The following is a 12,142-nucleotide window of genomic DNA, read 5'->3' on the forward strand; positions in this document are numbered from 1 at the left end:
CGTCTTCAAATCCTCTCGTCGCAAAGCGACTTCGCTCCTCTGCGTCCCTCAACGGGACGACAGGACACCCTTGAGGGCCTCCAGGAATCGGTCGATCTCGTGGTCGGTGCCAACGGTGATACGCAGGCCATCGGGGATGCCGGGATATCGCATCAGACGAATGAGAATTTTTTGGTCTTTCAGGGCCTGATACACCTCGGTGGCGGGGGGGCCGCCGGTGCACCAGGCGAAGTTGGCCTGGCTGTCGGGGACGTGGTAGCCTAGCCCGCGCATGGCCGACGTCAGGCGGGCTCGCGTCGCGAGGATCTTCGAGCGGGTCTCGGCCAGGTAGGCCTGGTCCTCGATCGCGGCCGCGCCGGCGGCGAGGCTCAAGGTATCGCAGTTATAAGAATCCTTGACCTTGACCAGGCCGGCGATCATCTCCGGGCGTGCGATCAGGTAGCCGAGACGCAGGCCGGCGAGGCTGTAGCCCTTGCTGAAGCTCCGGGTGACGATCACGTTGGGGTGGTCGGCCAGGAGGCCGACGCAGTCGGTCGCGGCGAAGTCGGCGTAGGCCTCGTCGACGACGAGGGGGCAGTCGAGCCGACTCGCGAGGGCGGCGACGGCTTCGGGCGAGAGTGAGGTCCCGGAGGGGCTGTTCGGGTTGGCGAGGAAGGCGAGCCGAGCCCCCTCGACGGTGAACGCGGACGGGTCGAGGGTCCAGTCGGCGGAGAAGGGGACCTCGGCCACTCGGGCGTCCTGGAGCTCGGCCAGGGTCTTGTAGAGGATGTAGCTGGGCGACGGGTAGACGATGAGGTCCCCGGGGCCGGCGAAGGCGCGGGTGATGATCGTCAGGAGGTCGTCCGAGCCGTTGCCGGCCAGGATCATCGCGGGGTCGACGCCGTGCTTGCGCGCAGCGGCCTGGCGGAAGGTCGTGCCGACCGGGTCGGGGTAGAGCCGCAGGCGGTCGTTCAGGGCCGCGGCGACCGCCTCGGCGACGCGAGGGGAGGGGGGGTAGGGGTTCTCGTTCGTATTCAGCTTGAGGAAGCCCCCCTCGCGAGGCTGTTCCCCCGGGACGTACCCGGCCATCCGGTCGATGTGGGCGAGGAAATACGATCGGCTCATGATTCGGAGGCCTTCTCGAAGGAAGCGGGGGCGGGAGCCAGGGCGGCAAGCTTGGCGAGCGAGTCGTCGATCCGATAGACCGTCCACTCGTCCATGGGCCGGGCCCCGAGCGAGCGGTAGAAACCGATTGACGGGGCGTTCCAGTCGAGCACCGACCATTCCAGCCGTCCGCAGCCGCGGTCCAAGGCGAACCGGGCGACCGTGGCGAGGAGCGCCTTGCCGATTCCTCGGCCTCGGTAGGCCTCGCGGACGAAGATGTCCTCGAGGTAGAGGCCCGGCTGGCCGCGGAACGTCGAGAAGGTCGCGAAGAACAGGGCGAAGCCGACCGACACGCCCTCGACCTCGGCGATGATCGCCTCGGCGGCCGGGCGAGGGCCGAAAAGATGAGTCCGGAAGGACTCCGGGGTCGCGTTCGCGAAGTGCTCGAGCTTCTCGTAGATCGCCAGCTCGCGGATCAGATCCACGAGCGTCTCGGCGTCGTCGGGGCGGCAGGGACGGATCGTTGTGGTCATCGTCAGCCAAAGGGGAGAGGTTGTGGCACGTCGAGGGCTGGCGTAATCGCGGGGATTGTGACGACATCGACGTCGCCGACCCCTCGCGAGTCGCCGGGCCTTCTCCTTTCAGAAACCCGTTTTCTCGGGAGAAAACAGGTTTCGGGACAGGTTCTCAACCGGGGGTTACCTGGTCGTCCTCGAAGCGGACGTCGACGCTGTACCGGTGGGCCGTGAGCCCTTCCTTGTCCGCGAGGAGGCGGACGTCGGGGGCGATGTCCGCGAGGCCCTCGTGGGTGACGTAGATCAGGCTCGTGCGCTTGAGGAAGTCGTTGGAGCAGAGCCCGGACGCCCAGCGTGCGGTACCGCCGGTCGGGAGCACGTGCGAAGGGCCCGCCGCGTAGTCGCCGACGGCGACGGGGGTCTCGTGCCCGAGGAAGATCGCGCCGGCGTTGGTGAGCCGCTCGGCGAGTCGGTCGGGGTCCGAGGTCGAGACGTGCAGGTGTTCGGGGGCGATCAGGTTCGTCAGGGTCACCGCCTCGTCCTCGTCGCGGACCAGGATCAGGGCGCCGAACCGCTCGAGGCTGTCCCGGGCGAGGTCGCCGCGGCTGAGCCGGGCGAGTTGCTGCTCGAGGGCGTCGGCGACGCGGTCGATGAGGTCGGCCTCCCAGGTGATCAGGACACTCGCGCCCGGGGAATGTTCGGCCTGGCTGATGAGGTCGGCGGCGACGTAGCGGGGGTCGGCGGTCCAGTCCGCGATCAGGACGACTTCGCTCGGCCCGGCGATGCTGTCGATGTCGACCTCGCCGTAGACCTGCCGCTTGGCGAGGGCGACGAAGAGGTTCCCGGGTCCGACGATCTTGTCGACCGCGGGGATCCCGTCCACGCCATAAGCCAGGGCGGCAACGGCCTGGGCCCCGCCGACGCGGTGGACTTCGGTCGCCCCCAGGAGGTGGCACGCGGCGAGAAGGTCGGTGTTGTAGCCGCCGAAGGGTGTCGGCGGGACGACCACGGCGATCTCCTCCACGCCGGCCGCCTGCGCGGGCACGACGGTCATGAGCAACGACGACGGGTAGGCCGCCGCACCGCCGGGGATGCAGACCCCCGCGCGTCTGAGCGGGCGATAGCGCAGGCGGAGCTCGCAGTCGCGTCCTCGCCGCATCGTCGCGTCGCGGTTCAGGATGCCCGACTGGAACGCCAGGATGTTGTCCCGGACCCGGCGGAGCGTGCGCAAGTAGGCCGGGTCGGCCTTCTTGTAGGCCTCGTGCAGCTCGTCGGTCGAGACCCGGACCGCCGAGGGGTCGAGGGTCACGCCGTCGAGCTTGGCGGTGTACTCGAGCACCGCGTCGAGACCACGGTCGCGGACGTCGCCGCAGATCCGCTCGACGACCTGGACCGGAGTCAGCGGCTCGCCGAACGCGGCGATCGTCCGGGCCTTCCCTTGCGGGCTGACGACGTCCCCTCGGGGGCTGAGCTGCCTGCGAAGCTCGAGGATCGCCTCGCGTGCGTCCTCGCTGGCACAATCAATCCTACAGATGTTCAACATCGCTGTCATCGGCCGGGGCCTCTCCCTGAAGTCGGACCCGATCATTCTATCCCGGGGGACAACCGCCCGCCTCACCTTTTTCGAGACTCCTCGCTGAAGTCGACCGAGCACTCCGGGTGAGGCGTTGCGGGAGATTCACCATATAAGGCACGAAGCCACAAAGGGTCCCGCGAGGTGGCCTTAGTAAAGGATCGGTTTTCGCGGGATGGGAGATCGGCGAGGAGTGCCCCTTTTCCGTTGAGTTGCGGATCGGACGTCGGGCGTGATGGCCGCGGGTGTTCTCTCGGGGGTAGAATAGCCCTCCCAGAGAGGCTCCCCGTGAATTCCGCAAGCGATCGAACCCCGAGCACGAGAACCCCGCCGATGACCAGCAGGCCGCCGATCGATCTGAGATCCGACACCGTCACGCGCCCGACGGCGGCGATGCGGCGAGCGATGGCCGAGGCAGAGGTCGGCGACGACGTCTACGGCGAGGACCCGACCGTCCTCGAGCTCGAGCGGAAGACGGCCCGGTTGCTCGGCAAGGAGGCCGCGCTCTTCGTCCCCTCCGGGACGATGGCCAACCAGTTGGCGGTGGCCATCCACGCCGGCCCTGGCGACGAGTTGCTCTGCGGCGAGACCTCACACGTCTACGTCTGGGAAGGGGGAGGGGTCGCGCGACTTTCGGGCGTGACGACCCGGACGATCGCCGGCGACCGTGGGCTCGTGACCCTGGAGAGGGTGCGGGACAAGATCCGTCCCGACGACGGCCACTACGTCCGGACGCGGCTCCTGTCGCTCGAGAACACCCACAACCGCGGGGGAGGGCGAGTCCATCCTCGTGAGTCGGTCGTCGAGCTGTCGGCCTGGGCAAAGTCGAACGGCCTGGCGATCCACCTGGACGGGGCCCGGCTCATGAACGCGGTCGTCGCGTCGGGCATCTCCGCAGGAGAGTGGGCGGACCTTTTCGACACCGTCTCGATCTGTTTCTCCAAGGGGCTCGGCGCCCCGATCGGTTCGGCGCTCGCGGGGACCGCGGCGGCGATCGCGAAGGCCCATCGGCTGCGGAAAGTGCTCGGCGGGGGCATGCGACAGGCCGGGATCATCGCCGCGGGGGCGATCCATGCGCTCGACCACCACGTCGAACGCCTGGCGGACGACCACGCCAACGCCCAGATCCTCGCCCTCGCCGTCGAAAAGACCGAAGGGCTCTCGCTCGAGTCGGGCCCCGTCGAGACAAACCTCGTCTGGATCGAGGTCGACCCCGCGCTCGGCACGGCCGCCGAGGTCGCGGCGAGGCTCGAACGTACCGGCGTGCTCGTCTCGGCGCTCGGCCCGAGGGTCATCCGCGCATGTACACACCTCGACGTCTCTCGCGAGGACGTCGAGTTCGCCGCCGAGGCGATCCGCGGACTGGCGCCCGTCGCCAGTCGAGGCTGACCGGTTCCACGAGAGTCGCCCATGGAATTCGCCGAACGCCATCACTGGGACGTCGACGTGGCCCAGGCCCGCAAGCTCCAGGAGGAGTTGGCCACGCAGGTCGACGTGAGCCGGCCGCTGGGACCTTGGGAGACGGTCGCGGCGGCCGACGTCTCGTACAACAAGTATGATCCCTGGCTCAGTGCCTCGGTGGTCGTGATGCGTGCCGCGACGCTCGAGGTCATCGAACGAGTCGGGGTCGTGGGGGAAGCCCGATTTCCTTATGTCCCCGGCCTGCTCAGCTTCCGCGAACTGCCGCCAGTCCTCGAAGCCTTCCGGTTGCTTCAGACGCGGCCAGACGTGGTGCTCTGCGACGGCCAGGGATACGCCCACCCTCGCCGCGTCGGGCTCGCGTGCCATCTCGGCCTTTGGATCAACCTTCCCACGATCGGTTGCGCGAAGTCGTGGCTCTGCGGGGATCACGAAGAACCAGGTCCCAAGAAAGGAGACCGAAGTCCACTGGTCGATCGCGGCGAGGTCGTCGGGGCCGTCGTCCGGAGTCGGGACAAGGTCAAGCCCCTCTTCGTGTCGCCGGGACACCTGTGCGACATCGACGGGGCGGTCTCGGTGGTCCTGGCGACCTCGGTCAAGTTTCGCCTCCCGGTCCCGGCGCAGAAGGCCCACGAGTTCGTCAACGACATCCGGCGTGCCCACGGTGAAGGTCTTCCAATCTCCCCCTGATTCCGGCGACTGGCATTGTCCCCTTCGACCGCTTCGGATAGGGTTCGCCTCGCCTTCTCGAAGGAAGGGAATCCTAATGATGGCGATCACCTTGCGAACTGGGACTCCCGCCGATACCGACCGGTGTCATTCCCAGGTTCGCCACGCGCACGACCCGCCCGGGACGGCGGGCGCATGGGCCAACGAGCCATGAACGAGCCTGAATCACTCCGAAGTCGGGGCCGCCGAGCCAAGGACTGCTCGACGGGGCGACCGGCCGGCCGCCGAAACGCGAGGCGGCTTGGCGGGATTTGCCTCCCCCTCATCGTGCTGGCGCTCGGTTGCGGAATTACTCCGAAGAACTTCCGCGCCTTGAACAACCCGGCCGCGATCACCCGGGCCCGCTCGGTCGGGCTCGGCGGGAAGCTTCCGGATTGGAAAGTCATCCCGCCCTTGATCGATCGGCTCGAAGACCCCGACCCCGTCGTCCGCCTCTCGGCCCACGAAGAGCTGAAACGTCGGACCGGCCAGGATTTCGGGTACATCCCCTGGGCCCAGCCCGGCGAGCGAGGCGTGGCCATCGCCAAGTGGCGTGAGTGGTGGGGGCAGCAGAAACCCGACCTGGCCAGGAATCGTCAAAACCCTTAAAGTACCCCTCCGAATCCACCGACACGAAACCACCCCTCGATTTGCGACCGGTCACGGAGGGCCGCGCCATGTCGACCAACTCGGTCCTGGAGTCCGCCGTCGTCTCCCCATTGGGGAAGGTCGGACGGGGGGCGTTCGACATGATCGCGTACCTGGGCGGCATGGGCACGCTCAGCATCGCCGCGGCCCGTTCGATCGTCCGCCCCGGTGCGAATGATCCGCCATTCCTTCGAGCCGTGATGCGAGAGCTCTCCACGCTGATGGCGATGGGGGTGCCGCTGGTCTGTTTGGTCCACGTCGGTCTCGGCTCATTCCTGTCGATGCAGGCCTACTTCGGAGGCACGTTCGTGGACGGGACGGGGGCGGTGGTCGGGGTCGGCCTGATCCGGAACCTCGCCTCGCTGATGACCGGGATGGTCCTCGCGGGACTCATCGGGGCGCGGACGGTCAGCGAGTTGCGGAAGTCGCCATCGCGAGGAATCGGGGAGGCGGCTCGCGCACTCGCCGACCGCTGGGCGGCGGCCGTCGCCGCGCCCGATCCGGGGCGGCTCGCGGCGGTCCGGGTCACCGCGGCGCTCCTCGCCGGGCCGATCCTCTCGCTCTGGGGCGTGCTGGTCGGGACCGTAGTGGGCTGGCAGGTCGCCCAGACGGTCCTGGGCGTCTCGACGCACGACTTCTTCTCGATGTTTATTGATATGCTTTGGACCCGAGACGTGGCGGGGCTCATCCTCAAGGGGATGATCAATGCGCTGGCGGCGTCCCTCTTCGCCTGCCACGAAGGGTTCCGGGGGCCTCCCGCCTCGACCGCGCCGGACCTGGTGCCCTCGGCCGTCTGCCGGGCGGTCTGCCTGTCCTTGGTCGCGATGTTGATGGTCAACAGCGGCTGGTTCCTGATCTTCTACCACAGCGGGTCGGCGTTCGGGCCGACCCTGCTAGCCCCGCCGGCCGTGTGAGCGATAACGACGAACTTTGATGCGTCTCCAGGGGAGGGAACCCCGATGTCGAGTCGATCCTCGGTCCGCGAAATCAGCATGGGTGTGGTCATCCTGGCGTCGATCGTGGGCCTCATCGGCCTGTTCGCGGCGGCGGAGGGGGGCCCCGCGTTCCTCGCCTCGCATCGGACATTCCACGTCGACTTCCGGGACGGCCAGGGCATACGCGTCGGGAGCCCGGTCCGGATCGCCGGCCTCGACGCGGGGCAGGTCGTCGGGATCGACCTGGCCGAAGTCGAGGGCTCGCTCCGGGCCCGGGTGAAGGTCTCGGTGCCGACGAACCTGGCGAAGAAGCTCCACAAGGACGTCAAGATCACGATCCAGGCGTCGCTGGCCGGCCAGAGCCGCGTGAACATCGTCTCCGCCGGCAAGTCGGTCGACCCCCTGGCCCCCGGCCAGGTGATCACCGGATTTGAATCCACATTCTTTGACCCGATCCTCGAACAGGTCGGCATGGGCCCGGTCGAGCGCGGGCACCTGAGCCACACGATCGCCGAGGTCCGCGAGACGGTCGACGCCGTCGGCCCGCGGGTGCGGTTGATCCTCGCGATGCTCCAGGAGACGGCGGCCGGGCTCCGCAACTCGTCGGACTCGATCCGGCCGGCGGTCGAAGAGACCGCCGCCCACGTCCAGGAACTCTCTCGAAAGATCGCCGCCTCCGCGCCCAAGATTGAGAACACACTCACTCGGCTCGAATCCTTGTCCGGCAACGCCGACGTCCTCGTGAGCGAAAATCGCCCGGCGATCCGCGCGAGCCTCGCCGGCGCGCGTGACCTCACGGCCACGCTCCAGGACATCGCGATGAAGGATCGCGTGAAGGTCGAAAAACTGCTCGACGGACTCGACGGCACCAGGGCGAGGACCGACCGGGTCCTGTACCAGGCCGACCTGATCGCCAGCCAGGGGGTGCAGACCCTCACCAAGAGCCGCGCCGACATCGAGCGGACGGTGGCCAACGTCCGGGACGCCACCGACTGGGGGAACAAGCTCGTCCAGAAGATCTACGCGAACCCGTTCGTCCTGAGCCCCTTCTACAAGCCGACCCCCGAGGACCTGCGAGTCCAGACGGTCTACGACACGGCGCAGGTCTTCACGAAAGGGGCCCAGGAACTGAACGACATGATCAAGACGCTCGACGCCATGCAGGCCCGGGCGACGACCGTCGAACAGAAGAAGGAGTTGACACTCGTCCAGAAGAACATCTTGGCGGTGACCGACCGACTCGGCCAGACCTCGCAGCTCCTGGCCGAGGCCTTGAAGCCGACGCCCCGGAACATGCGGATCCAGCGTTAAGAATCGCCCAGATCGAAGGCCCGATTTTCGTGTCTTTGGTTAAATCCGTCCCATCTTCCGACCGATAACATAGGTGTGGACGCTCGAGACGCTTGGGCAACCACGACGGAGACCGGAGGAAGGGAAGGCCCGACTAACCTCGGCTCTTCCCTAAAAAGTGGCCTCCGAGTGGATCCTGATCCGATAATGACTGGGCGCGCCGACGGAGGAACCGCCGGCCAGAGCACCAACAGGGGAGGCACACATGGAAGTCTACGGCGCAGGGGGAACTCAGGGTCCCCAACCCATTTACCCGCGGCTGGCTGCTTTCAGTGTGGACGCCGGCCAGACCGTGCACGCGGGCACGCCTCGCGACCACGTCGAGATCTCGCCGCTCGGCCAGATGCTCGACGGGATCAGCCGGCTGCCCGAGATCCGACACGAGAAGGTCGAGGAGATCCGGCAGCAGATCGCCGCAGGCTCCTACGAGACCCCCGAAAAGTTGGAATTGGCCCTGGATCGCCTGATCGACGAGCTGCAGGGCTGGTAACCACCGGCCCGGCCTCGTCCGGCCCCTGGTCCGGTGCTGGCGACCGATAGGTCGACGACGGGTCCCCTTTCCGAATTGGATCGGGGTCACCCACTCGTCGCCCCATCGGCCGCCAGTCCTTTTTTCCCCGTCCTCACGAAAAATTCCCTGGCATCCGGGGAAGAATTCCGAAACAATCATCTCTCGACTGCCGGCCCTCCTTCGATCTCAAACAAGTAATCCGATTCGCCTTCGCCGTTTGAGGGCGGTTTTGTTTGGGTCGGGGTGCGCCCACCTTTCCCGTCCCAGGAAGGTCCCGACGTGGAACCCCCATCTCCCCACCCGCGGAGTGCCGGCTCGGACCCCCAGGGCGGATCCCCGCCACCCTCGCCTTCCTCCCCCGAAGCCTCTCCGCTCTCCTCGCGAGTCGATCAAGCTCTCCTCTCGGCACTCATCACACATGGATTGGTGACGACGGATCAGCTCCTGTCCGCCCTCCAGTACGGTCAGCAGCACCATCGCGACCTCAGGCAGTCAATCCTCGAGCTGAACCTGATCTCCCCGGACCGTCTCAATGCGCTCGCCTTCGAACGCCTGACGACGCTCGCCGCCAGCAACGGCGAGACCCAGGCCGCCGTCGAACGAGGCGAGCTGGCGGGCATGGGCGGCGTCTCGCCCGACCGCACCAAGCATCAGATCGATATCAAGAACTCGCTGAAGGCCCAGATCGGCATCGCGTCGCTCCCCAACCTCGTGACGCACATCCTCGAGAGTGGCTTCGAATCCCGCGCGACCGACATCCATTTCGATCCCTTCGAGGACGGGATCCGGCTCCGCTACCGAATTGACGGGCAGCTCCAGGAGATGCTGCACATCGACTCGAACCTGGCGACCCCGGTCGTCAGCCGCCTCAAGATCATGTCGGACCTGAACATCGTCGACCGCCGACACTCGCAGGACGGGCGGATCACAATCCAGTACGGCAACCGGCCCAGGGACCTCCGGATCGCCACCTGCCCGACCGCGATGGGCGAGAAGATCGTCATCCGGATCCACGACGTCCTGGACATGACGCACGGTTTCGAATACCTCGGCATGTCGCCGAAGCAGGTCGCCCAACTCGAGCGGCTCGTCGCGCAGCCATATGGGGCCGTACTCGTCGCCGGGCCGGTCGGCTCGGGCAAGACGACGACGCTCTACTCCTGCCTCTCGAAGGTCAACGTCCCGACCCGCAACGTGATGACCATCGAAGACCCGATCGAGAACCGGATCGGGGGGGCGAACCAGACTCAGGTCGACCGCGAGCTCAATTTCACCGAAGGTCTTCGGGCCATGCTCCGCCAGGACCCCGACGTGATCATGATCGGGGAAATCCGGGACGACGAAACGGCCCGGATCGGGATGCGGGCCGCGGCCACCGGCGTCCTCGTATTCAGCTCGATCCACGGATCCGACTCGGCGACCACGATCGGCAATCTCTATAACTTCGGCATCCCAGGCTACTTGCTCTCGAACAGCCTGCTGGCCATCGTCTCCCAGCGCCTGATCCGCAAGGTCTGCCCCTACTGTCGGGTCACGTACTCGGCCGACTCGAAGATCCTCGCCGCCCTCGAGCTCGACCCGGCCGAACACGAGCCGCTCGTCCTCCATCGCGGGCTCGGCTGCCCGGCCTGCTTCCAGACCGGCTACCTCGGCCGGACCGGGATCTACGAGATCATGGAGATCGGCGAGGAACTCGGCGAGTTGATCTTCCAGCAGATCCCCAAGGACGTCCTCCGCCGCGTGGCAATCGACCTGGGAATGCAAACGTTGAAACAGAGCGCGGTCGATAAGATCCTGGAGGGCACGACCACCGTGGAGGAGGCGTATCGCGTCGTTTCGATGTGATCCACGCTGGCGGGCCATTACCGAGAGCAATCCGGCAAGGAGGTCGGCATGCATCCCGGAATCAAGACCTGGGTCGGCGCGATGATCGCCCCAGGATTCGTTATTGCGGCGTTCGGTTGGCAGGCTAGTTACGGCGACGAGCCGAGCCGGCTCAGCAGGCTTTTCCGGTTCGGCGGGTCGAACTCGTCGTCCTCGTCGCCGTCCCAGCTCGGTTCCTCGACCGCGTCGCGGACCCAGGCTTCGAACAATTCATCCCCTTCGCCCTCGCCGTACCTCGGCCCCGGCTCGTCGCTGTCGTCCGACCCGGAACCGGCGATGGCCGCGCCGGCGGAAGGTGCCCAAATCGGCCCCTCGCCCCGGCTCGTCCCGCAGCCGCGTGTGAGCAAGCCCGCGACCGAGTCGGACCCGATCGTCACGCGAGTCGCCCTGACGCGCTCGAATGATGGGAACCAGTTCGGCATGTTCCTCCAGGTCTATGCCGACGGCACGATCATCGACAGCGAAGGTGTCCACCACCTGAGCCAAAAGGATCTGAAGCCGATCACCGACGTGCTTGGCACGGGCGATCTCTTTCGAAGCAAGGGGCACTGCGGAGCCCCGGCGACCGACTACGTCGAGCAGGTCTACATGGTCGTCTACGAGCGTAGCCTCGGGCGGCTGAAGGCCAACTCGTTCTCGTTCTCGGGCAACCCCACGGGCTGCGACCACGCCGTGCGGCACCTCCACACGGCCCTCGACGCCCTCCAGGCCAAGATCGCCCGCCCGGCTGGTCCGGTCGCGAATGTGCCTGCGGCCCCCGGCACGTTCCCGGCTTCGGCCGTTCCGGTGAACCCGAAGGGAGACACCATCTCCTTGACACCCATCAACTAGCGTCAAATTCCACCGCTCCGAGTGGAAGAACTCGGGGGTGATCGCTAGAATAAGAATCGTTATTGATTCGCGGCTCGGCCCCTTCCCATCCCCCAGCGTCGGGGCCGAGGCTTTGCCCGAGGACCGCTCTCGTGTCGGATTCCGCACCCATCGTCCCGCTGGCCACATCCGAGAGCCCGGAAGAGAAGTTCCGCGAGTTCCTCGAGATTCGAGGGGAGAAGCTCACTGCTCCCCGGCGAGTTCTCGTGCGCCACATCTTCGAGACGCACAAGCATTTCGACGCCGACGAATTGATCCAGGACCTGCGGAATGCGGGCGGCCGGGTGAGCCGATCGACGGTCTATCGAACCCTGAAGCTGCTCGTCGACGCCGGCCTCCTCAGAGAGCTTCGACTCACCAATCGGACCGCGTACGAACACGACTACGGATACCCGTCGCACGACCACTTGCACTGCACCGAGTGCAACGCAATCGTCGAGTTTCGTAACGACGAGATCCGCAACGTCCGCGAGGCCGTCAGTCGAGAACACGGATTCCGGCCGAACGGTCACCGCTTCGTCATCACGGGTGTTTGCTCGGCGTGCAGCCGGCCTCGCCCGCGCCGACGGCTCGACCTGATCTGATTCTCGGCTTTCGCGGTCGATGTCGACAATCCCGCACGGGACCTCGCCGCCTGTCCTACAGA

General features: G+C 66.8%; 12 protein-coding genes. 9 read left to right on the forward strand and 3 right to left on the reverse strand.

Going from position 1 to position 12,142, the window contains the following annotated elements; genetic code table 11:
- Positions 1–48: 48 nt before the first annotated feature.
- The 3 genes from hisC to hisD all read right to left on the reverse strand — a co-directional run bounded on the left by hisC (position 49) and on the right by hisD (position 3,150).
- Complete coding sequence (gene hisC / locus ACYOEI_RS06920) at positions 49–1,104, reverse strand: histidinol-phosphate transaminase (protein WP_462848639.1); 1,056 nt, start codon at positions 1,102–1,104, stop codon at positions 49–51.
- Positions 1,101–1,616: a GNAT family N-acetyltransferase gene (locus tag ACYOEI_RS06925; RefSeq protein WP_462848640.1), complete on the reverse strand. Its 516-nt coding sequence runs from the start codon at positions 1,614–1,616 to the stop codon at positions 1,101–1,103. Before ACYOEI_RS06925 ends, hisC begins: the two co-directional genes overlap by 4 nt.
- 154 nt (positions 1,617–1,770) lie before the next feature.
- Positions 1,771–3,150 carry a histidinol dehydrogenase gene (hisD, locus tag ACYOEI_RS06930; protein ID WP_462848641.1) on the reverse strand — a complete coding sequence of 460 codons (1,380 nt, stop codon included), beginning with the start codon at positions 3,148–3,150 and terminating at the stop codon, positions 1,771–1,773.
- Between the two features lie 354 nt (positions 3,151–3,504).
- Here hisD and ltaE point away from each other — a divergent pair, with 354 nt between their 5' ends.
- From ltaE to ACYOEI_RS06975, 9 genes are all read left to right on the forward strand, one after another.
- Positions 3,505–4,560: a low-specificity L-threonine aldolase gene (gene ltaE, locus ACYOEI_RS06935; protein ID WP_462848642.1), complete on the forward strand. Its 1,056-nt coding sequence runs from the start codon at positions 3,505–3,507 to the stop codon at positions 4,558–4,560.
- A gap of 21 nt (positions 4,561–4,581) precedes the next feature.
- Positions 4,582–5,280 carry an endonuclease V gene (locus ACYOEI_RS06940; protein WP_462848643.1) on the forward strand — a complete coding sequence of 233 codons (699 nt, stop codon included), beginning with the start codon at positions 4,582–4,584 and terminating at the stop codon, positions 5,278–5,280.
- Between the two features lie 189 nt (positions 5,281–5,469).
- The gene (locus ACYOEI_RS06945) at positions 5,470–5,907 is read left to right on the forward strand and encodes a HEAT repeat domain-containing protein (RefSeq protein ID WP_462848644.1); all 438 of its coding nucleotides are present in this window, start codon (positions 5,470–5,472) and stop codon (positions 5,905–5,907) included.
- A 68-nt stretch (positions 5,908–5,975) separates the two neighbouring features.
- The gene (locus ACYOEI_RS06950; protein ID WP_462848645.1) at positions 5,976–6,860 is read left to right on the forward strand and encodes an ABC transporter permease; all 885 of its coding nucleotides are present in this window, start codon (positions 5,976–5,978) and stop codon (positions 6,858–6,860) included.
- Between the two features lie 45 nt (positions 6,861–6,905).
- Positions 6,906–8,192 carry an MlaD family protein gene (locus ACYOEI_RS06955; RefSeq protein WP_462848647.1) on the forward strand — a complete coding sequence of 429 codons (1,287 nt, stop codon included), beginning with the start codon at positions 6,906–6,908 and terminating at the stop codon, positions 8,190–8,192.
- Between the two features lie 244 nt (positions 8,193–8,436).
- On the forward strand, positions 8,437–8,721 hold the full coding sequence (locus tag ACYOEI_RS06960; protein WP_462848648.1) for a flagellar biosynthesis anti-sigma factor FlgM: 285 nt from the start codon (positions 8,437–8,439) through the stop codon (positions 8,719–8,721).
- Positions 8,722–9,168: 447 nt separating this feature from the next.
- Positions 9,169–10,587 (forward strand): GspE/PulE family protein, encoded by a 1,419-nt coding sequence (locus ACYOEI_RS06965; RefSeq protein ID WP_462848649.1) that lies wholly within the window; start codon positions 9,169–9,171, stop codon positions 10,585–10,587.
- 48 nt (positions 10,588–10,635) lie between these two features.
- Complete coding sequence (locus ACYOEI_RS06970; RefSeq protein WP_462848650.1) at positions 10,636–11,457, forward strand: hypothetical protein; 822 nt, start codon at positions 10,636–10,638, stop codon at positions 11,455–11,457.
- 131 nt (positions 11,458–11,588) lie between these two features.
- Positions 11,589–12,080, forward strand: a complete 492-nt coding sequence (locus tag ACYOEI_RS06975) for a Fur family transcriptional regulator (RefSeq protein WP_462848652.1) — start codon at positions 11,589–11,591, stop codon at positions 12,078–12,080.
- Positions 12,081–12,142 lie beyond the last annotated feature (62 nt).

The organism is Singulisphaera rosea, from assembly GCF_054877945.1.